General features: G+C 73.3%; 19 protein-coding genes and 1 pseudogene. 15 read left to right on the top strand and 5 right to left on the bottom strand.

Annotated features, from left to right (window positions below; translation table 11 throughout):
- From ACFVFS_RS24895 to ACFVFS_RS24860, 8 genes and pseudogenes are all read left to right on the top strand, one after another.
- Positions 1–246, top strand: a pseudogene (locus ACFVFS_RS24895) (crotonyl-CoA carboxylase/reductase); the annotation flags it as partial.
- Between the two features lie 109 nt (positions 247–355).
- On the top strand, positions 356–1048 hold the full coding sequence (locus ACFVFS_RS24890; protein WP_380626896.1) for a class I SAM-dependent methyltransferase: 693 nt from the start codon (positions 356–358) through the stop codon (positions 1046–1048).
- A gap of 33 nt (positions 1049–1081) precedes the next feature.
- Positions 1082–1657 (top strand): TetR/AcrR family transcriptional regulator, encoded by a 576-nt coding sequence (locus ACFVFS_RS24885; protein ID WP_380626895.1) that lies wholly within the window; start codon positions 1082–1084, stop codon positions 1655–1657.
- An 86-nt stretch (positions 1658–1743) separates the two neighbouring features.
- Positions 1744–2532 carry an SDR family oxidoreductase gene (locus tag ACFVFS_RS24880; RefSeq protein ID WP_380626894.1) on the top strand — a complete coding sequence of 263 codons (789 nt, stop codon included), beginning with the start codon at positions 1744–1746 and terminating at the stop codon, positions 2530–2532.
- Positions 2533–2707: 175 nt separating this feature from the next.
- Entirely contained in the window at positions 2708–3241 is a 534-nt protein-coding gene (locus ACFVFS_RS24875) for a hypothetical protein (RefSeq protein WP_380626893.1), read from the top strand.
- Positions 3242–3356: 115 nt separating this feature from the next.
- On the top strand, positions 3357–4781 hold the full coding sequence (locus ACFVFS_RS24870; protein ID WP_380626892.1) for a pyridoxal phosphate-dependent aminotransferase: 1425 nt from the start codon (positions 3357–3359) through the stop codon (positions 4779–4781).
- A 137-nt stretch (positions 4782–4918) separates the two neighbouring features.
- On the top strand, positions 4919–5461 hold the full coding sequence (locus tag ACFVFS_RS24865; RefSeq protein ID WP_380626891.1) for a hypothetical protein: 543 nt from the start codon (positions 4919–4921) through the stop codon (positions 5459–5461).
- Between the two features lie 56 nt (positions 5462–5517).
- Positions 5518–6306 carry a class I SAM-dependent methyltransferase gene (locus ACFVFS_RS24860; RefSeq protein ID WP_380626890.1) on the top strand — a complete coding sequence of 263 codons (789 nt, stop codon included), beginning with the start codon at positions 5518–5520 and terminating at the stop codon, positions 6304–6306.
- Positions 6307–6405: 99 nt separating this feature from the next.
- On the opposite strand, the gene ACFVFS_RS24855 is transcribed toward ACFVFS_RS24860, so the two are convergent.
- Entirely contained in the window at positions 6406–7071 is a 666-nt protein-coding gene (locus ACFVFS_RS24855; protein ID WP_380626889.1) for a nitroreductase, read from the bottom strand.
- A 128-nt stretch (positions 7072–7199) separates the two neighbouring features.
- Entirely contained in the window at positions 7200–7607 is a 408-nt protein-coding gene (locus tag ACFVFS_RS24850; RefSeq protein WP_380626888.1) for a winged helix-turn-helix transcriptional regulator, read from the bottom strand.
- 73 nt (positions 7608–7680) lie between these two features.
- Here ACFVFS_RS24850 and ACFVFS_RS24845 point away from each other — a divergent pair, with 73 nt between their 5' ends.
- Positions 7681–8367, top strand: coding sequence for an NADPH-dependent F420 reductase (locus tag ACFVFS_RS24845; protein ID WP_380626887.1), 687 nt, complete (start codon positions 7681–7683; stop codon positions 8365–8367).
- Here the strand turns inward: ACFVFS_RS24845 and ACFVFS_RS24840 are convergent.
- On the bottom strand, positions 8342–9142 hold the full coding sequence (locus tag ACFVFS_RS24840) for a thioesterase family protein (protein WP_380626886.1): 801 nt from the start codon (positions 9140–9142) through the stop codon (positions 8342–8344). The two genes, ACFVFS_RS24845 and ACFVFS_RS24840, sit on opposite strands and share 26 nt — an antisense overlap.
- Positions 9143–9502: 360 nt before the next feature.
- On the opposite strand from ACFVFS_RS24840, the gene ACFVFS_RS24835 reads away from it, so the two are divergent.
- From ACFVFS_RS24835 to ACFVFS_RS24825, 3 genes are all read left to right on the top strand, one after another.
- Positions 9503–10408, top strand: coding sequence for a helix-turn-helix domain-containing protein (locus tag ACFVFS_RS24835; protein WP_380626885.1), 906 nt, complete (start codon positions 9503–9505; stop codon positions 10406–10408).
- A gap of 259 nt (positions 10409–10667) precedes the next feature.
- Positions 10668–11606, top strand: a complete 939-nt coding sequence (locus tag ACFVFS_RS24830; protein ID WP_380626884.1) for an aldo/keto reductase — start codon at positions 10668–10670, stop codon at positions 11604–11606.
- Positions 11607–11952: 346 nt separating this feature from the next.
- On the top strand, positions 11953–14595 hold the full coding sequence (locus ACFVFS_RS24825; protein WP_380626883.1) for a tyrosinase family protein: 2643 nt from the start codon (positions 11953–11955) through the stop codon (positions 14593–14595).
- Positions 14596–14631: 36 nt separating this feature from the next.
- Here the strand turns inward: ACFVFS_RS24825 and ACFVFS_RS24820 are convergent, their stop codons facing one another.
- Positions 14632–15060, bottom strand: coding sequence for a hypothetical protein (locus ACFVFS_RS24820; RefSeq protein WP_380626882.1), 429 nt, complete (start codon positions 15058–15060; stop codon positions 14632–14634).
- A 43-nt stretch (positions 15061–15103) separates the two neighbouring features.
- Positions 15104–16186: an endonuclease/exonuclease/phosphatase family protein gene (locus tag ACFVFS_RS24815; protein WP_380626881.1), complete on the bottom strand. Its 1083-nt coding sequence runs from the start codon at positions 16184–16186 to the stop codon at positions 15104–15106.
- Between the two features lie 112 nt (positions 16187–16298).
- Here ACFVFS_RS24815 and ACFVFS_RS24810 point away from each other — a divergent pair, with 112 nt between their 5' ends.
- The 3 genes from ACFVFS_RS24810 to ACFVFS_RS24800 are packed head-to-tail and all read left to right on the top strand — an operon-like array spanning position 16299 to position 19835.
- Positions 16299–17375: a glycosyltransferase family 2 protein gene (locus ACFVFS_RS24810; RefSeq protein ID WP_380626880.1), complete on the top strand. Its 1077-nt coding sequence runs from the start codon at positions 16299–16301 to the stop codon at positions 17373–17375.
- Positions 17375–18448, top strand: a complete 1074-nt coding sequence (locus ACFVFS_RS24805) for a lysylphosphatidylglycerol synthase domain-containing protein (RefSeq protein WP_380626879.1) — start codon at positions 17375–17377, stop codon at positions 18446–18448. The genes ACFVFS_RS24810 and ACFVFS_RS24805 overlap by 1 nt, the downstream gene beginning before the upstream one ends.
- Entirely contained in the window at positions 18435–19835 is a 1401-nt protein-coding gene (locus ACFVFS_RS24800) for an aspartate aminotransferase family protein (protein WP_380626878.1), read from the top strand. Before ACFVFS_RS24805 ends, ACFVFS_RS24800 begins: the two co-directional genes overlap by 14 nt.
- Positions 19836–19844 lie beyond the last annotated feature (9 nt).

Here is a 19844-nt window from a genome sequence, read left to right as displayed (position 1 = left end):
CGCGAGGCCTGGGAGGCCAACCGCCTGGTGGCCAAGGGGAAGATCCACCCCACCGTCTCCAAGGTGTACCCGCTGGAGCAGACCGGCCAGGCCGCCTTCGACGTCCACCGCAACCTCCACCAGGGCAAGGTCGGCGTGCTCTGCCTGGCCCCGGAGGAGGGCCTGGGCGTGCGCGACCACGAGCTGCGCGCCAAGCACGCCGACGCGATCAACCGGTTCCGCACGGCCGGGACGCCCGCCGGCTGACCGGCCCCCGCCCCCGGGCCGATCGGGCGTCAGGGAGGAGGCGACCGGCGACCGTGTCCGGGCGACGGTGTGTCCGGAGCGGCCGCCCGGGGGCCCTATGCTGCTGCGCATGCTGAGCGAGACACGCCCGGTCGGTTCGGGGGCGGCCATCTTGTCGGACCAGGAGTTCGTTCGGGCGCAGACCCGGATCGGGCCGGTGCCGTTCGTGCCCGAGGTGCGCCTGCACATGGCCGAGGACGCCATCGAGCTCTGGGAGACCACCGAGTCCGCGCGCGGCGAGGAGGGGATGCCGCCGCCGTTCTGGGCGTTCGCCTGGGCGGGCGGCGTCGGCGTCGCCCGGTACGTGCTGGACCACCCGGAGCTGGTCCGCGGACGGACCGTGCTGGACCTCGCGGCCGGCTCCGGCCTGGTCGGCATCGCGGCGGCCCTGCGCGGGGCCCGCGCGGTGCGGGCCGCCGAGATCGACGCGTACGCCGTCGCCGCCATCGAGGTCAACGCGGCCGCCAACGGGGTCGAGGTGACCGCCGCCGTCGAGGACCTGCTCGACGGCGACGGCGCCCCGGCGGAGGTGGTGCTCGCCGGGGACGTCTTCTACGAGCGCACGATGGCCGCCCGCTTCCTGCCCTTCCTGCAGCGCGCCCGGGCCCGCGGCGCGGTGGTGATCGTCGGCGACCCGGGCCGCGCCTACCTGCCGCGCGAGCGGTTCACGGCGCTGGCGGCGTACGACGTCCCGGTGATCGCGGACCTGGAGGACGCGGCGCTGAAGACGACGACGGTGTGGGAGCTGGCGGAGAGTATTTGACCCGTGGGTCAAATACTCTCTACGGTTGGCCGCATGGGCAGGCCGAGGAGCTTCGAGCCGGACGTGGTCGTCGCGCGGGCGATGGAGGTGTTCTGGACCAAGGGCTACGCCGACACCTCGCCCGCCGACCTCGCCGAGGCGACCGGAGTGGCCAAGGGCAGTCTGTACCACTCCTTCGGCTCCAAGCGGGAGTTGTTCGGCAAGGCGCTGGACCTCTACGGCCGGACCGGTACGGCCTCGACCGAGGAGTTCCTCGCCCGGCCGGGCACCGCCAAGGAGCGCATCCGCGCGCACTTCGTGCTGCTCGTGGACGCGGACCTGGACGGGCCGGTCCGGCGCGGATGCCTGGCCCAGAACACGGTCGAGGAGCTCGGCGGGCGGGACGAGGAGGCCGCCCGTGCGGTGCACCGCATCGAGGAGCGGATGATCGAGCTGTTCGCCGCCCGCATCGAACAGGGGCAGCGGGCCGGTGACGTCGACCCGGGCGTCGACGCCCGGGCGCAGGCGCTGCTGCTCCAGGCGACCGTCTCGGGGCTCCGGGTGATGGCCAAGACCTTCGACCGCCCGGTCCTCCTCCGGATCATCGACACGGCCCTCGCGGGCCTCTGACACGTGCCGCCCCGGGTGGCGGCCTTTTTGCGCCCTTATTTTTGACCTCAAGTTCAAAAAGTATCGTCCAAGAGATAGGGGAGATCATGGACCTCGGCATCAGCGGGAAGACCGCGCTGGTCACCGGAGCGAGTCGCGGCATCGGCCTCGCGATCGTCCGGGCCCTGGCCGCGGAGGGCGTCCGGGTGGTGGGCGCCGCCCGGACCGTCACGCCCGAGCTGGCGGAGGTCGCCGCGGCGGCCGTGCCGGTCGACCTGAGCACCCGCGACGGGGCGCGGTCGGTCGTCGACCGGGCGCTCGCCGCGGTCGGCGGGATCGACTTCCTGGTCAACAACGTCGGTGCGGGCGACCCGGACGCGTTCACCCTCGGCGGGTTCCTGGACACCGACGACGAGCAGTGGCGGGGGATCTTCGACCTCAACCTGTTCAGCGCGATGTGGACCACCAAGGCGGCCCTGCCGGGCATCCTGGAACGCCGGGGCGCGATCGTGAACATCTCCTCGATCAACGCCCGGATGCCCGCCGGCGCGCCGGTCGGCTACGCGGAGGCCAAGGCCGCGCTGAACCTGTTCGGGAAGCGGCTCAGCGAGGAACTGGCGCCGCACGGCGTCCGGGTGAACACCGTCTCCCCGGGCCCCACGACCAGCCCCCAGTGGACCGACCCGCACCGCCTCGGCGGCAAGGTCGCCGCCGCCTTCGGCGTGGACCACGCCGACCTGCTCGCCGGCCTGCCCGGGAAGTTCGGCATCACCTCGGGCCGCCTCACCGACCCGGCCGAGGTGGCGGCCCTGGTCACCTTCCTCCTGTCCGACCGCGCCGCCAACGTCCACGGCGCCGACTACGTCATCGACGGCGGCACCCTCAAAACCGCCTGACGGAGCGGCCGCGGATCCTGATCGGCGTGTTCGGCGGGGGATTGGCCCGTTCGGGTGGGGGTGCGGCGGCGCCGGTGGGACGTCGGCGGACTCGGGCGGGAGGCTGGTTGCTCCGGAATGCTCCGGAACGGTCCGGAGCATTCCGGAGACGGGGCGGACGGTCGGGAGGTCCTGGGTGAGTGCACGTGGTGGTTCCGCGGCCGGGGGTGCCGATGCCGGTGTCCTGAGCACCGCGCTCGGGGTGGTGCTCGCGTTCTCGCTGGCGGCGGGCTCGTGGGAGTGGTTCTCGACGTACCTGGGGGTGACGCTGCTCGCGGTGGTGCTGGCCTTCGGGCGCGTGCCGGTGCGGGCGGCCGCCGGGTACGGGTGGCACCTGGCGGCGTACTCGCTGGTGGTGGGCCTGTGCGTGGCGCTCGCGCTGGCGCCGGCGCTGCAGCGGTGGGAGTGGCTCTTCCCGATGGCGGGGACGAGGGCGGGGTGCGTGCAGGCGGGCCGGTACGAGGTCCTGCACGCGCAGGCCGCGCTGGGGAACCTGGCGGGGCAGGACGCGGAGGCGCTGGCGTTCGCGCAGGAGCAGCAGAGCCGGGTGGCGGTGAACGACTGCCTGGCGGCGACGACCACGCGGTGGCTCCCGGTGTACGCGCTGGGCGTGGCGCTGCTGGTGGGCGGGGGCGCGTGGGTGTGGGGGAGGGCGCGTCGGGCCGAGTGAGCTTCCGTCCGCGTCGCTGGATGGGCGTGGAGGCTGGCGGGGGGTGCGGGGGCGTGGTGCGCTGGAGCCATCCGCATGCGAACCGCCAGCCATCCCGGAAGTGAGCCACCCTGTCATGACCGATTCGACCGGACCGAACAAGGCCGCCGAACTGCTCGCCCGGATCCCGGACTTCGAGCAGGCCCTCGCCATCTACCGCCGTGACCTCGCCTCGGACACGGCCATCGACCTGTCCGTCGCGGAGAACGTCCTCGTCTACGAGGACTCGATGCAGAAGATGGTGTTCGACGACATCGACCTGCTGCCCGAGCAGTACATTCACTACACCTCCCCGTACGGCAGCCCGAAGCTGCGCGAGAAGGTCGCGGTGCTGCTGACCAAGGCCTTCGAGGCGCCGGTCGCGCCGGGCGACGTCTTCGGCACGGGCGGCGTCGGCTCGGCGCTGGAGTGCCTCGCGTTCGCGCTCCAGGGGCCGTTGCTGCCGGAGGAGAGCGGCCCGCCGCCGTTGAAGGAGGGGGACGCGGTCCTGCTGCCGGCGCCGTACTGGCAGGGGTTCAACTGGTCGTTCGAGCAGCGGCCGAAGCTGAAGTGCGTGCCGGTCCCGCTGCCCACCGAGGGGCCGGACCGGTTCAAGCTCACGTTGGAGGGGATCAAGGAGGCGTACTTCAAGTACAACCGGCTGTTCGGCGAGTTCCCCCGGCTGCTGGTGCTGACCAACCCGCACAACCCGCTGGGCGTCAACTACGGGAAGCCGCTGCTGGACGAGATCTACGCCTGGGCGCTCGACGAGACGGATCTTCACCTCATCTCCGACGAAATCTACTGTCATTCGCAGGTCGACGGGGTCCGGGTGCCCTTCACGAGCGCGTTCGCGCTGGACGCGTACGACGAGGCGCCCGAGCGGATCCACGTGGTGTGGGGGTTCGCGAAGGACTTCGGCCTCTCGGGGTTCCGGACCGGCTTCGTGGTGTCGAAGTCCGGCCCGGTGCAGCGGGCGATGCTGGGGACGAAGGGCATCGAGGAGAAGAAGCACCCGATGTCGTGGTTCACCCCGGTCGACTCGCTGAAGCACTACGTGCTCGGCGAACTGCTGGAGGCCACGGTGAACGGGGCCGGGGCCGAGCTGTACACCGACTACGCGATGCGGCGGTACCGGGAGCTGCTGAGCGAGGGCTTCGAGAAGGTGAAGGACCGCCTGGTCGCCCGGAACATCGACTTCGTCCACACGGAGGGCGACAACCCGGCCCAGTTCTTCTGGCTCGACCTGACGGCGTACTTGGGCAAGCGCCCGCCCGAGGGCGCCGCCCCCGTCACCCCGCTGCCGTTCACGCGGGACCTCGACCTGGACACGGACGAGCTGTGGCTCTTCAACTACCTCGCCAACAAGCCCACGGAGGTCACCCTCCTCCCGGGCGAGACGATGCACAGCCCCGCCCCCGGCTACTTCCGCCTCTGCTTCACCGCCTACCAGCCCGAGGTCGTGTGCACCGCGATCGACCGCGTGGCGGAAGCGTTGAGCAAGCTGGTGATCGTGGGCTAGCGAGCAAGGGGACGGCCGGCCCCGGAGGAATCGTCCGCCGGGGCCGGCCCCCGCGAGGAGCGGCGTTGCGCGCAGGAAGTCGGCCCGGCCGACTTCCCGCGCCATTAACGGTTTGACCCGTGCGAGACGATGGGGGCGTGATCGACAAGGAACGCGCCGTCGGGCTCGTCAGGTCCTACCTGGCGGGCGACCGGCTGGCGGAGCGGTGGCACGGGCCGGTGCCCGAACTGACCGTCCACGCCGTGGAGGAGTACGAGGTCGGGTGGCTCGTGTACTGGGGCCCGGCCGCGGCCGCCCGTGCCGGGGACGGGAGCGGCAGGCCCGTCGGCGGGAACAGCCACGTGCTCGTGGACCGGCACGACGGGAGTCTGCACTACGTTCCGGACGCCTGGTGGTCGGACGAGGAGTGGGAGGACCACTACCTGCTCCAGACCAAGGGAGCCCGACGCCCCGATCCGCTCGCCGCCGAGGTCCGCGAACTGCTGCGGTCCACCGGGACCGTGGCCGCGATGCTCCATCTGCGCCGGAGCGCCCCGCGGTTGGGCCTTCCGGAGGCCAGGGCCTACCTCGCCGCCGTACGGGACGGCGCCGAACCGCCCGAGGAACTGGCCGTCCTCACCCGCCAGGAGCGGACCCGGCCGCTCTGGCCCGTCGAGACGCTGGTCGGCCCGGTCGAGTAGCGGGGCGGGGTTACGCGCGGGTAGCCGAGGGCCAGGTGCGGGGGTAGCGTGCCCGTATGGATCATGACGAACGGTTACGGCATACCTCGTCCTTCGGCTCCGCCGCCGTCGCCTACGCCGAGCACCGGCCGGACTACGCCCAGGCCGCCGTGCGGTGGGCGCTCGAAGCGGCGCCGGGCCCGCGGGTGCTGGACCTGGGCGCCGGGACCGGCAAGCTGACCGCCACCCTGGCGGCGCTCGGCGCCGAGGTCGTCGCCGTCGAGCCCGACCCGGCGATGCTGGCCGAGCTGCGGCGCTCGCTGCCCGCCGTCCGGGCCCTGGCCGGCAGCGCGGAGCGGATCCCGCTGGAGGACGCCTCCGTCGACGCCGTGGTCGCGGGCAACGCGATGCACTGGTTCGACATGGCCGTCGCCGGACCCGAGATCGCCCGCGTCCTCGCCCCCGGCGGCGTCCTGGCCGGCCTGTGGAACGTCCTGGACGACGAGGTCGACTGGGTCGCCGGACTCGCCCGGGTCGGCGGGCCCGAGGCCGTCGGCGTTCGCGACACCCCCGCCGACTGGCGCGCCGGGACGGCGGGCCTGCACCTTCCGAAGAACGGGGACGCCCCCCGGTTCGGCTCGCCGGAGCAGTCCGTCTTCCCGCACGGGCAGCGCCGCACCGCCGACTCGCTCGTCCACACCCTCGCGACGCGCGCGGGGATGCTCGTGATGCCGGAGCAGGAGCGCGCGACCAGGTGCGCCGAGATCCGCGCCTTCCTCGCCGGGCGCCCCGAGCTCGCCGAGCTCGCCGACGGCGCGTTCACGCTCCCCATGCTGACCGGCGTACCGCGCACCCGGCGGCTCTGACCCCATCCGCGCCGATGGGGCGGAAGTCGGTCCGCCGGCTTCCGGTGGCAGCCCCCACCGGTGCGGGACGTCGGCCGCACCGACCCGGCCGTCCAGCGGTCACACTCCGATGAAGCGAACCGTTTCCGCGATGTCCGCCCGCCCGGTGCGCAGTTGCGGGACGCCCTCCTTCTCGAACCCCACGGAGACGCCGCAGAACAGCACGAGTCCGTCATCGGCTCCGACCGCCCGGCTGACGGTCTCCCGGTACACGGTCCACATCACCTGGGGGCAGCTGTGCAGCCCCTCGGCCCTCAACAACAGCATGACCGTCTGCAGGTACATCCCCGCGTCAGCCCACTGCCCGGGCCCCATCGTCCGGTCGAGGTAGCAGAACAGGACGGTCGGCGCCCCGAACGCCTCCGCGTTCAACGTGGCGATCTTCCGGGGCCGGTCAGGGTCGTCGCGCTCGATCCCCAGCGATTCGTACCGCTGGGCGGCGGCAGCGGCAAAGCGGTCCCGGTACGGCGAGGCCGGCCGGTCCGGGTACATCGGGTACTCGCGCTCGTCGCCGGGGTCCCCCGCCAGTGCCCTGGCCGTCGCGGTCCGCTTGAGCTCCGCCAGGGGCTCACCGGTCACGACGTACAGCTGCCACGGCTGGAGGTTCCCGCTGGACGGAGCCCGCGCCGCTGCGGTCAGCACTCGTTCGAGCACCTCCTCGGGCACGGGCTCATCGCTGAACGCCCGCACGGCCCGGCGACTGTCCACGGCCTCGTACACGTCCACGTCTCGCGTCCTCTCATGACAGGAAGTCGGCACCACCGACGTTCCACTTCCCCGAGTCCACAGGGGCGCCCCGGCGACGTTGGCCGCCACACGGAAGCCGAGCAGTCCGCTCCGCTCGCTCGTGCCCGTCATCCTGCCGCAGCCGGACGACCGTGCGCAGTCGAATCTCCGTTGGCCGCCGCGGTGCGGAAGCCGGCGCGCTCCTGGGCGGCCATGACCTCGTCACCGTGCTCGAAGGCCCAGGCGCCGACGGCGTCGATCGGGGCGAGGAAGCTGCGGCCCAGGGCGGTGAGCCGGTACTCGACGCGGGGCGGGGCGCCGGGCAGGGCGCAGCGGTCGACCAGGCCGTTGAACTGGAGGCGGCGCAGGGTCTCGGTGAGGACCTTGGAGCTGATGCCGCCGATCCGTTCGCGCAGCTCGACCGGGCGCAGCGGGCCGTCGCGCAGGGCCCAGAGGACAACGGCGTTCCAGGTGTTGGCGAGCAGGTCGAAGGCAAGGCGGGCGCGGCAGTCGGCGAGGAAGGCGTTGGTGGTCACGTACCAGATGGTGCCTGATGGCTTCTCTAGCGTCGGTGGGGACGGTTCCGAACGACGAACGGAGAGCTGTGCGATGAGGATCGGTGTGCTGGGCACGGGCAACATGGCGGACGCGCTCGCCACCCACTGGGTGCGGGCCGGGCACGAGGTGGCGGTCGGCGGGCGGGACGCCGCCCGGGCCGAGCGGCTCGCGCGGCGGATCGGGGGCGCAGCCGAGCCCGCCGGGCTGCGGGCGGCGGCCGCGTTCGGCGAGGTGGTGCTGGCCGCGCTGCCGTTCGGGGCGGGGGAGGAGGTGGTGCGGGAGCTGCGGGCGGAGCTGGACGGCACGGTGCTGGTCGACTGCTCCAACCCGGTCGGCCCCGGCTTCCGGCTGCTGACGGACGGCGGACCCCCGGCCGCGCGGCGGCTCGCCGCGGCCGCCCCCGGGGCCGAGGTGGTCAAGGCGTTCAACCTCTGCCACGAGGACGTGTGGCGGATGCGGCCGCCGGTGTTCGACGGCAGGCCGCTGGCCGTCCCGGTGTGCGGGGACGACCCGGCGGCCCTGGCCCGGGTGCACGGGCTGGTGCGGGACGCGGGCTGTCTGCCGGTCGCCGCCGGTGGGCTGGACCGGGCGGGCCTGCTGGAGGCGACCGCCGCGCTGTTCATCGGCCTGTGGGTCGGCGAGGGCGCGGACGCGCAGGCGATCGCCCCGCCGCTGGCGTACGCGACGGGGGAGCCGGCCGTTCCCGGTGCCGCTACCGGGGCTGCGGACGGACGGTGAGGATCTGCTCGGCCTGGCCCACCGGGCCGTCCACGTCGTGCAGGACGGTGCTGGTGAGGCCCTGGCCGGTCGGGCCGAAGGTGACGGTGGTGTCCAGGCCGGTCCAGGGGCCGCGCGGCGCGCGGTGGAGGTGGATCGTCAGGTCGACGTTGGGGAACATCCACTCGGCCGGGTCCTGCTGCGGGGCGATGCCGTTGGCGGTGTCCACCAGCGCGACGAAGGAGGCGAGCGGGCTGCTCGGCTCGCCCGCGACGAGGTCGACGTGCGAGGTCAGCCAGGCCGTCGCGCGGCCCCGGCGGACGGGCGGCACACGGCGCACCTCGACGGAGGAGATGTAACCGCCGCTCCAGGCCCGGTCCATGGCCCAGACCGGGAGCGATGCGGGCGCGGGCAGCGGCTCGCGCGGGCTGTCGGCGACGGCCGCGGTGTCCAGGGTGGCCAGCAGCCAGGCACGGGCCCGGACGACGGCGCGCCCGCCGATGGTCACGGTCGCTTCGAGGAGTTCGATGGTGCGGCCCGGGCGGACCGTCTCCACGGTGATCTCGCACTCGTCGAGGGCGATCCGGCCGAGGATGTCGTAGCTGATCCGCGCGAGCGCCAGACTCCCGGGGCGCCCGGCGAGGTGCTCGTCGACGGCGTGCACGACCAGGCCGGCCAGCGGGCTGAAGTGCTGCTCGTCGGCGCTCCACGCACCACCCGCGTGCGCGGTGGGCTTGAACGTGCGCTCGCCCGTCCGCTGGTAGTAGCTCTCACGCGCGATCGTGCTGGTGGTCACGGGTGCCGTCTCCTCGCCCGGGGCAGGTGCATCGTTCCCGAATCGTAGGCGGGGAGGGTGTCGGCGGTCGCCGTGATCTATCGCACAGTGGGTCAAACCGGAGACGGGCGGGGCGTCGGCCGCGCCGTGGACCGCGCGCACCGCGGGATCCCCTGGGGGCGGCGATCGGACGAGCACTCCGATCGCCGCCCCTCCCGGTGGCGGCCCCGCCCCCCGCGCGGGGCCGACACCGAGTGAGGGGCACGCGTCCAGGATGGGCCGCGGCGGCGGCGCGGGCTTGTACGAAAGCGAACCCCGCGGCAAGCCGTCGTGGTGAATCATGGGAGTCGACGGGGAGCATCGCGGATGGCGGGAGGGCCCGTGGCTTCGAAGGTCGACATGCCGGTGGACGAGGAGCAGGACCAGGGCGAGAACGTCGAGCGGCGGCCACCGGAGTGGATGCGCGGGGACGTCGTCCGGTGCCGCGGGTTCCGGACGGCCGGCGCCCAGCCTCCGCGGGTCACCCTGCCGAGCCTGGCGGTCACGCTGGTGGTGGGGTGGGGCGAACCGCTGTCCATCCGGCAGGGGCTGGGCAGCCAGCGGGCGCGCCACGCGATGCTCGCGGGTCTGCAGACGGCTCCGGTGGTGGCGGGCTACCGGGGGTCGGGGCACGCGGTGGAGGTCGAGTTCACCGCCGTCGGGGCGTTCCGCCTGTTCGGTCTGCCGCTCCACCTGCTCGCCAACTCGGCCACCCACCCGGACGAGGCGCTGGGGCCGGGATGGACGGCACGGCTGACCGAGCAGCTGGCGGAGGCCCGGAACTGGACCGACCGCTGGGCCGCCGTGGACGCCGCCCTGCGGCCGCGGTTCGAGGCCGCGGCACCGCTCTCCGGCCTCGCCGTCGAGGCCTGGCACCGGCTGCGCGACACCTACGGCGGGATGACCGCCCGTGAACTCGCCGACGCGACGGGGCGCGGCGAGCGCCGCCTCCAGCACGTCTTCCGGGACCACGTCGGCCTGCCGCCGCAGACCCTCTCCAGGGTCCTCCGCTTCCAGCGCGCGCTCAACCTGGCCCGGCCCGGCCACCTCTCCCTCGCCGAGGTGGCGGCGATGAGCGGCTACCACGACCAGGCCCACATGAACCGTGACTTCCGCGCGCTCGCCGGCCGCACGCCCGGCGAACTGCGCGGCCTCGCACGTAAGGTGACGGTTCGTGAGTCCCCGTCCGGGGCGCGTGAGGCGGGCTGCTTCAGCGACTTCTTCGAGCGCGAGGCGGAGGACTGGTAGCCGTCGCGCGGGAGGCGGGGCGGTCCGGCCCCGCGCCGTCGCCGCTCGGCTCGCGCGCGCGGGGGGGTGTAGCCCAGGGCGAGGAGGCGGACGGCGATCCGGCCGTCGAGCACCGGCCGGTGGAGCAGCATCCCGACCCCGACGGCTCCCCCGGCGCTCGGGGCGCCGGCGTCCGTGGCCGGGTGATCCGGGACGCTGTTGCGGGTGATCGCGAATGGGTCTTGAATGGTCCAGACCACAACGGGAGGGATGCACACCCATGACTGTTCCTCAGCGCACCGTCGTCCTGGGGACGTTGGGCTTCGGCACGATCGTCGACGAGGAGACCTCGTTCCGGATCCTGGACCACTTCGTCGAGAACGGCGGAACGGTCCTGGACACCGCGAACAACTACGCGTTCTGGCTCGACGGCGCGACCGGGGACGAGAGCGAGGCCGTCATCGGACGCTGGCTCGCCAGCCGCAAGGCGCGGGACCGGGTCGTCATCAGCACCAAGGTCGGCGCCCGGCCCACGGTGCCCGGGGCCGGCCTGGAGGCGGCGGAGGGCCTGTCCGAGAAGGCGGTCCGGACCGGTATCGAGGGCAGCCTGCGGCGCCTCGGCACGGACCACGTCGACGTCTACTGGACGCACATCGAGGACCGCTCGGTGCCGCTCGCCGAGACCGTGGAGACGCTGGCCGACCTGGTGACGTCCGGGAAGGCCGGCGAGGTCGGCGCCAGCAACCACGCCGTGTGGCGGGTCGAGCGGGCCCGGGCGCTCGCCGGGGACGGTCCGCGCTACGCGCACCTGCAGTACCGGTACTCGTACCTGCAGCCGCGCTTCGACGTGCCGCTGCTGTCCTCGGCCCATGTGCACGTGACGTCCGAACTCCTCGACTACGTCCGCTCCGAGGGCGACCTGCGGCTGTGGGTCTACAGCCCGATCCTCTCCGGCGGCCTGACCCGCGACGACGTCGAGATCGGCGCCGCCTACGACCACCCGGGCACCCCGAAGCGCCTCGCCGCCCTGCGCGCGGTGGCCGAGGAGACCGGTGCGACCGTCAACCAGGTGGCGCTCGGCTGGCTGCTCGACCACGAGGCGCGGATCCTGCCGCTGGTCGGCGTGAGCAAGGTGGCCCAGCTCGACGAGGCGCTCGGCGCCCTCGACGTGACGCTGACCGCGGAGCAGCGGCGGACGCTGGACGAGGCCGCGCTGTAGGCGCGTCCCCTGAGGGGCCGGGCCGCTGCGGCGGCTTCCGGCGGTCGTCACCGCACGTGGCCGGCTGTCCAGGCCGCGACGGATTCAACCAGACGCTCGGCCGGGGTCTCCCGGCCGAGCGTTCTGCGTGGGCGGCGGTGGAGCCGGTCGGCCGCGGGGCCCGGCGGCGGCAGTCCCGAATGGCGCACCCCTGGAGGTGGATGTATAGATGGAATCAGCCGACCTGTTGGGGGCGCGTCGGGTCGGCCTGTGTGCCCGAGTCCGGATTCCGGCGCCCTCGCGGTTCGTGTGAGGGGAGTTGCTTCTCATGGTCCTCGGTGATGGGATTCGCCGCGATGTCGCGAAGGTGAGCCAGGCGGAACGGGACCGGCTGATCGCGGCGATCCTGCAATTGGACACGGCGAAGTTCTTCGGCGACGGCGTCTCGTACTGGGACAAGCAGGAGGACATTCACAAGGACGCGCATTTGGCGGGAGTGAATGTCCATGCAGGGCCCGGTTTCGTTCCGTGGCACCGCGAGTTGGTCAACCGGTTCGAGGCGCTGATTCGCGAAGTGGATCCGGATCTCTCCCTGCACTACTGGGACTGGTCCGTCGACCCGCGCAGCACCGCCGACGGCCGGGCGAACCTCTTCACCAGTTCGTTCATGGGCTCGGCCAGTGGCGACGCCGGGCCGCCGTTGGCCGACTTCGAATCCACCGAGGGAGGCGGCCACACCCACATCTGGCGGCAGGTCAACGGCGGCAGTCCGTCACTCGGTACGACAACATCCGTCAGTGACAACGCCATTGTCACCGCGTCGACGTGGAAGGTCTTCAACAGCCTCATCCAGCAGGCGCACAGCGACGCGCACGGGTACATCGGCGGCACCCTGACCCAGGCGCACTTCTCCTTCCACGATCCGTTCGTGTTCCTGCTGCACTCCAACGTGGACCGGCTGTTCGCGATGTGGCAGACGCAGGCGGGGCATCCGGACCGGCTCGACCCGGCCACCGTGTACCAGGAGGACACCGGCGATCCGGGCCTCAACGGCCCGGTGGAGCCGTGGGCGGGCAATGCGGCCGCTCCGAGCCTCCAACTGAGGCCATGGGCGCCACCGGAGAACCAGCAGGTGGTGAAGACCTACAAGGATCCTTCGATCGTCGCCCCGCCGTGCTACGACACCGTGCCCCAGATGAGGTTCCTGCAGGTCATGAACGCGGGGAACGAGATCGTGTTCAACGACGTGCCGACCGGCGAGACCACCGCGCGGGCAGCGGTCTTCCGGCTGTTCGCCTGCGGCCCGGTGACCCTGCGCGTGACGTCCGCGCCCGGCAGCCCGTACACCGTGCTCACACCGACGCGAACCGTGCCGCACACACTGGTGCCCTACACCGAGGTCCGTGTGTGGTTCGGCATGCAGGGCCAGGCCGCGAACTCGGTCGCGCCGACCGACGGTGTCACCATCCACTGCGAGGAGAACGGACAGGACTTCCCGTTCACCTTGAAGGGCAACTCGATCGCCCGTCCCACCGTCGCGGTGATGCTGGCGCTGGACCAGTCCGGCAGCATGGACGACCCCGCCGGTACCGGAGCCACCCGGGTGCAGGTCCTGCGCGAGGCCGCCGGGCGCTTCGCCCAGCTCGTCCAGGAGGCCAACGGCATCGGCCTGATCCGGTTCGACACCGATGCCTACCCCGTCAACGACCCGGTGTTCCCCGGCTTCCCGGTCACCCGGATCGGTCCCGGCGGTGACTTCGACCCGGCGCGGGTCCAGGCGCTGACCGCGATCGGCAACCACGTCACCAACATCAACGGCGCCACCTCCATCGGCGACGGCGTCATGATGGCCCGTGACGTCCTCACCGCCGTACCGGCGACGGACTACCAGGACAAGGCGCTCATCGTCTTCACCGACGGACTGGAGAACCGGCCGGCGTCCATCGACAGCGTTGCCGGTTCGATCGACCAGCGCACCTTCGCGATCGGGCTCGGCAGCGAGACCCAGGTCAGCACCGCGGCCCTGCGAAAGCTCGCCAACAACACCGGCGGCTACCTGCTGCTCACCGGACAGCTCACGCCGGGCACCGACGACTACTTCCGGCTCAGCAAGTTCTTCCTCCAGATCCTCGCCAAGGTCACCAACACCGCCATCGTCACCGACCCCAGCGGATACCTCGCGCCGGGCGGCAAGCTTCGCATCCCGTTCACCCTCACCGAGGCCGACATCGACGCCACCGTCGTGGTGCTCGACGACCTGCCGGTCGTGGAGGTCGTGCTGGAAACCCCGGACGGCGACCTCATCGATGCCGGTTCCGCCTCCGCGGTCGGAGTGCAGACCGGCGAGGGAGCGCAGATGCGGTACTACCGGTACACCCTGCCGGTGGCCATCGGCGCCGGAGCGCAGGCCGGCACCTGGAACGCCGTCCTCACGATCGACAAACGCCGGTGGAAGGACGCACTCGGCAACCTCGACGAGGAGGCCCGCACCCGCGCCGAGGCACTCGGCGCCCGCTACTCCGTGAGCGCCTACGCCTGGTCGAACCTCCGTATGCAGGCCGCCCTGCACCAGTCCAGCATCGAACCGGGCGGCTCCGCCCACGTGAGCGCGGCCCTGACCGAATACGGGCTTCCCGTCGACCACAGGGCAGCCGTACGGGCCGAGGTCACCGGCCCGACCGGGACACCCGCCACCGTCCTGGACGAGACCGGGCCGGGCCTGTTCGAGGCCGCCGTTCCCATTCCGCTGCCCGGTACCTATCACGTGCGCGTCGTCGCCGACGGGCTGACCGTCCGGGGTGCGCCGTTCACGCGCGAGCAGGTGCTGACCGCCGTCGCGCTGCCCGGCGGAGACCGGCCGCCGGCCGGTCCGGAAGGCGACGACCACCACCTGTGCGAACTGCTCCTCTGCCTGGCCGAGGCCGGCTCCGGATTCCTCGACAGCCACGGTGTCGACCCTCAGGCCGTACGCCGCTGCCTGGAGGCCTACTGCGGCGGCCGCACCGACTGAGTCCCTGTGCGGCGGGGCTCCCGCGGCCCGGTCGGGTCAGCCGGCGGCCGGGCGGTGCACGGTGAGGTCGCGGCCGGCCTGGTAGACGCTGCCGCCGCCGGTGGCGTACGCGGTCATCGCCACCGACCCCGGGGCCCGCCGGCCGCCCTCCGCCAGCAGGCCGTCGACCAGGGCCCGCAGCTCTCCGGCGGACCCGGGGTGGGTGACGAGCAGCCGGGCCAGCCGGGCCTGCCACTCGTTCACCAGCAGGACCCGCAGCCCGGCGGGGTCGGCGCCGGCCTCCTCGGCGGCGAGCAACTGCTCGCGGGCATCCTCCAGGTCCTCCGCCACCCGCTCCGGGCGGGCGCGCCGCCACAGCGCCAGCACGCCGGACTTCACGGCCGGCCAGGTGTCGGCGGCGACGGCGCCCACCAGCTGGGTCGCGCCGGTCGCCGCCAGGGTCGTCAGTTCCGAGCTGAGGTCCATGCCCTCACGATAGGGGGCCGCGCCACGGCGTGGCGTCAGAACCTCAGGGCCGCACGGAGATCCTCAGGTCCTGCCCCCGGTGGTCGGACATCCCCCGGTCGTCGACGAAGGCGTACCGCCGCACCGCCACCGTGCGCGAGGTGAACGCCCAGTCCAGGCGCCACCAGTCGGCGCCGAGGACGGAGCCCCAGCTGCCCGGGTAGAGCTCGCCGCTCGCCGAGCGGGCGTCCTCGAAGCGGGCGCGCAGCGGGTCGAGGTCGCCCATGGCGGGGCTGGTGTTGAAGTCCCCGGCGATCAGCAGGGGGTGCGGGTTGGCGGCGGCGTCGCGCTCCAGGGCGGTGAACTGCTCGCGGCGGGCGGCGTCGGCCTCGCGGACCACCCGGTAGAAGGCGCCGCCGAACACCGACTCCCGGGTGTCGACCTGCACCGGGATGTGCACGTTGTAGAAGGACACCGTGCGGCCGTGCACATCGAGGTCGGTGCGCAGCACCTTGCGCCGGGTGAAGGTCTCCGCCCAGGGCGCGTCCGGCGCCACCGCCGGGCCGACCGGTGGGACGGCGAGCACGGGGAACCGGGAGAGGGTGACCAGCTCCCCGGTCACCACCACCTGGTAGCCGGGGAACTCCCGTCGGATGCGGTCGAGTTCGTCGATCTCGGTGTGGGTCTCGCGCACCCACCCCAGGTACTCCTGCAACAGGTAGACGTCGGCGTCGCGGGCGCGCAGGAAGCGGTAGAAGGCGTCCGGGTCGTCGGTGGTGTCCCAGTACTCGGTGTTCCAGGAGAACACCGACAGCGCCGGGCCTGCCCCCGCCGGGCCCGAACCCGGGGACAGGGCCGACCAGTTGAGGCCGGTCCGGGGCAGCCCGGCGACCAGCAGCGCCAGCACCGCCGGCACCAGCCACCGGCGCGCCGCAGGGCCCGGGACCGTCCACACCAGCGCGAGCAGCGTCAACGGGACGGCGAGGAACAGCAGCGGAGGCGCCAGCCCGGGTATCAGCCAGAACCACCACCGGCCGCTCGCCAGGAAGTCCGCCAGCAGGAACACCGCCCACAGCCCGGTGGCACCGGCCAGCAACCGCGGAGGGACGGAAGACCGGGGGCGCGGGGAAACGGAATCCGGATCCATGCGGCGGAGCGTAGCAGGCGAACGGAACATCGGAATTCCGGTATCCGGGACCCGGACACCCCCAATACGGGGACGATACCCGCCCGATACGGGGCCCGCCTGAACTGGCCCCATGACGTTTTCCGTATCGGTCGTCATTCCGGCCCACAACGCGGCCCGCACCCTCGCGGCCTGCCTCGACTCGGTGTACGCCCAGACCCGTCCGCCGCACCAGGTGATCGTGGTGGACGACGGCTCCGCCGACGCCACCGCCCGTATCGCCGAGGGCTACCGGCCCCCCGCCGGGGGTCCGCCGTGCACGCTGGTCCGGCAGTGGCCCAACCGCGGTGTCTCCGCCGCGCGGAACGCCGGAATTGCCGGGGCCACCGGTGACGTCGTCTTCTTCCTGGATTCCGACGAGGCGCTGACGCCCGATTCGGTGGCGAATGCGCTGGAAATCCTGGAAAAGGACCCGGAATGCGGTTGCGTGCACGGAGTGATCGCCCCCGAGCCGCTGTTCGACGACGGGCCGGTGGAGCGCTACCGCGTCCTGCACGCCTACTGGTGGCGGGCGCGCGGCGCCGGGGTCGTGGAGACGGCGTTCTTCGCCCAGGCGGCCGTGCGGCGCGAGGTGTTCGAGCGGATCGGCGGCTTCGACGAGAGCCTGCGCGACTCCGAGGACCTCGAACTCAGCGACCGGCTCGCCCCGCACTACCGCATCGTGCTCACCGAGCGGGTGATGGCGTACCACGACGAGGTCGACCGGCTGGGGCCGCTGCTCGCCGAGACGTACCGGCGCGCGCTGGTGCTCGTCCCGGCGCTCGCCTCGGCGCGGCGCGGCGGGCGGCGCAACCTCACCGCCAACAGCCCCGCCTCGGTGGCGGCCGCCGCGTTCACCCTGGCCGTCCTGCCGCTGGCCCGCCGCCGGCCCGCGCTGCCCGCCGCCGGGCTGGCCGCCTTCTGCGCGGCCAACGCCGGCCTGCTGCGCCTCGCAGCCCGGAGGCACGGGGCCGCCTTCGTGCCGTACGCCGCCGGCGTGCACTTCCTGGTCATCGGTTCGCTGCTGACCGGCGCGGGCGTCGGCGCGCTGCGGATGCTGCGGCCCGGCGGCGAAGCGGCCCGGCGGCGCACGGTGGCGGAGCGTCCGGCAGAGCAGGACACAGCCGACCGGCGCCCGGCGGACCGGCGCCCGGCGGGGGAGCGGCCCTGATGGCGGCGCGGCTGCGCAGGCTCCTCACCCCCGCCATCGTCCTGGCCGCCCTGGTCGGCGTCGGCCTGCTGCTGCGCCACGAGGGCCCCGTCGCCGCCCGCGCGCTCGGCCGCGCCGACGCCGTCCCGCTGCTGCTCGCCGCGCTCGCCGCCAACGTCGGCGGCCTCGTCCTCGCCGTGCACGCCTGGCGGGTGCTCGTCCCGGCGCCGCCCGGCAGCGCCCCCGGCACCCCGGGGCCGATCCGCGGCCTGACCGCCGCGCGGATCTACTTCCTCGGCCAGCTGTCCAAGTACCTGCCCGGCCGGGTCTGGGGCGTGATCACCCACGTCACCCACGGTCGCGAGGCCGGCGTGCCCGCCGCCACGATGACCTCCGCCTACCTGCTCAGCCTCGCCCTGACCCTCCTCACCGGCGCCGGCGTCAGCCTGCTCGCCGCACCCGCCGCCCTGCCCGGGCAGTGGTTCTGGCTCTGGCTGCCCGCCGCCGGCCTGCTCGCCTGCGTCGTCCGCCCCGCGCTGGCCACCCGCCCGGTGGTGGCCCTGGCCCGGCTCGCCCGGCGCAGCGTCGAACCGCCGCCGGACGCCGCCGTGCGCCGGGCGATCGCGCTGGCCGTCGCCTCCTGGCTGGTGTCCGGACTGCACCTGTGGTTCCTCGCGATCGCCCTCGGCGCGCCCGCCGCCCCCTCCGCCGGAGCCGGCATCGGCGCGTTCGCGCTCGCCACCGTGGTCAGCAGCCTCGCCGTGGTCGTCCCCGACGGCTGGGGCGTGCGCGAACTCACCATCACCGCCGCCCTGGCCACCGTGCTGCCCGGCGGCACCGCCGCGACGGCCGCCGTCGCCAGCCGGGTGGTGTGCGTGGTCGCCGAACTCGGCAGCTCGGCGGCCGTCCTCGCCTGGGCCCGGCTGCGCGGCACCTCCCGGGCCCCCGGCGCGCCCGCCCTGTCCGGCGCCCCCGGCCCGCCCGAACCGTCCGGCACACCCGTCCCGCCCGGCCCGCCACCCGCCCCCGGCCAAGCCGATCCGCCCCTGGCCCCGCCACCCGCCCCGATGGGAGACACCCGTGTACACCCTTGACGACGCCGAACGGTTCGAGGTCGGCGAGGTGCACGACCTGTACCGCCGCTACGTGAACAAGAGCCAGGTCTCGCTGATGACCTCCTTCGGCTTCGGCCGCGAGCTCGTCGCCCACGCCGAGGGCGTCCACCTCACCCTCACTGACGGCCGGCGGATCCTCGACGTCACCGGCGGCGTCGGCGTGCTCAACCACGGCCACAACCACCCCCGCATCCTCGCCGCCCGCGAGCGCTTCGCCCGCCAGCACCGGATGGAGGTCCACAAGACCTACTTCTCGCCCTACCTCGCCGCCCTCTCCCACAACCTCGCCGAGGTGCTGCCCGGCGACCTCTCGATGTCCTTCCTCCCCAACTCCGGCGCCGAGGCGGTCGAAGGCGCCGTCAAACTCGCGTACAAGTACCACAACGGCAAGCGCGGCACCGTGCTGCGCGCCGACCGCGCCTTCCACGGCAAGCTCCTCGGCTCCGGCGGCCTCACCGGCCAGGCCCAGTTCGCCTTCCCGACCATCCCCGGCATCGACACCTTCGCCTACAACGACCTCGCCTCGGTGCGCCGCGCCGTCGCCGCCCACCCCGGCGACGTCTACGCGATCCTCATCGAGCCGTTCAGCGCCTCCACCATCGAGGCCTGCTCCGAGGGGTTCCTGCGCGGACTGCGCGAGCTGTGCGACCGGGAGAAGATCGTGCTGATCTTCGACGAGATCTACACCGGCTGGGGCAAGACCGGCACCCTCTTCCACTTCATGCGCTACCCGGGCCTGCTGCCCGACGTGCTCACCACCTCGAAGTCCTTCGGCGGCGGCAAGTCCTCCATCTCCGCGTTCATCGCCCGCGAGCCGGTCTTCCGCAAGGCCTACGACAACCTCGGCGACGCCCTGCTGCAGTCCACCTCCACCACCTACTACGGCTTCGGCGAGGAGTGCGCCACCGCCCTGGAGGCCGTCAACATCGCCATCGAGGACGACTACCCGGCCCGCGCCCGCGCCATCGGCGCCGTCCTCGAACCCGGCCTGCGCCGGCTCGCCAAGGAGCACCCCGACACCGTCGCCCGGGTCGACGGAGCCGGCGCGCTGTGGGGCGTGTTCATCGACGGCGGGCCCCGGATCCTCGACCTGGTCGCCAAGCTCGCCCCCGGCGGCATGGCCCGCGACCCCCAGTTCAAGACCAAGCTGGTCACCTGCGCGGTGATCAACGCCCTCTACCAGGACCACGGCATCTTCGCCTACTACACCCTCAACGGCCGCAACCCGCTCATCATCGGGCCCTCCCTGGTCACCGACCCGGCCGACGTCGAACGCACCGTCGACGCCCTCGGCACCGTCCTCGACCAGGGCCTCGGCCGCCTGGTCACCCGCTTCGTCAAGCAGAAGGTGGGCTCCCAGTGGTGACCCCCGGCC

This window comes from Kitasatospora sp. NPDC057692, from assembly GCF_042799475.1.
Taxonomy (GTDB): Bacteria; Actinomycetota; Actinomycetes; order Streptomycetales; family Streptomycetaceae; genus Kitasatospora.
Note: the sequence above shows the minus strand (reverse complement) of the source record. Positions and strands in the feature narration are given on the sequence as shown.

Coding starts and splice junctions, on each gene's coding strand:
- ACFVFS_RS24890 (WP_380626896.1), top strand. CDS start 356: ATGCTGAGCGAGACACGCCCGGTCGGTTCGGGGGCGGCCATCTTGTCG.
- ACFVFS_RS24885 (WP_380626895.1), top strand. CDS start 1,082: ATGGGCAGGCCGAGGAGCTTCGAGCCGGACGTGGTCGTCGCGCGGGCG.
- ACFVFS_RS24880 (WP_380626894.1), top strand. CDS start 1,744: ATGGACCTCGGCATCAGCGGGAAGACCGCGCTGGTCACCGGAGCGAGT.
- ACFVFS_RS24870 (WP_380626892.1), top strand. CDS start 3,357: ATGACCGATTCGACCGGACCGAACAAGGCCGCCGAACTGCTCGCCCGG.
- ACFVFS_RS24860 (WP_380626890.1), top strand. CDS start 5,518: ATGGATCATGACGAACGGTTACGGCATACCTCGTCCTTCGGCTCCGCC.
- ACFVFS_RS24845 (WP_380626887.1), top strand. CDS start 7,681: ATGAGGATCGGTGTGCTGGGCACGGGCAACATGGCGGACGCGCTCGCC.
- ACFVFS_RS24830 (WP_380626884.1), top strand. CDS start 10,668: ATGACTGTTCCTCAGCGCACCGTCGTCCTGGGGACGTTGGGCTTCGGC.
- ACFVFS_RS24820 (WP_380626882.1), bottom strand. CDS start 15,060: ATGGACCTCAGCTCGGAACTGACGACCCTGGCGGCGACCGGCGCGACC.
- ACFVFS_RS24815 (WP_380626881.1), bottom strand. CDS start 16,186: ATGGATCCGGATTCCGTTTCCCCGCGCCCCCGGTCTTCCGTCCCTCCG.
- ACFVFS_RS24810 (WP_380626880.1), top strand. CDS start 16,299: ATGACGTTTTCCGTATCGGTCGTCATTCCGGCCCACAACGCGGCCCGC.
- ACFVFS_RS24805 (WP_380626879.1), top strand. CDS start 17,375: ATGGCGGCGCGGCTGCGCAGGCTCCTCACCCCCGCCATCGTCCTGGCC.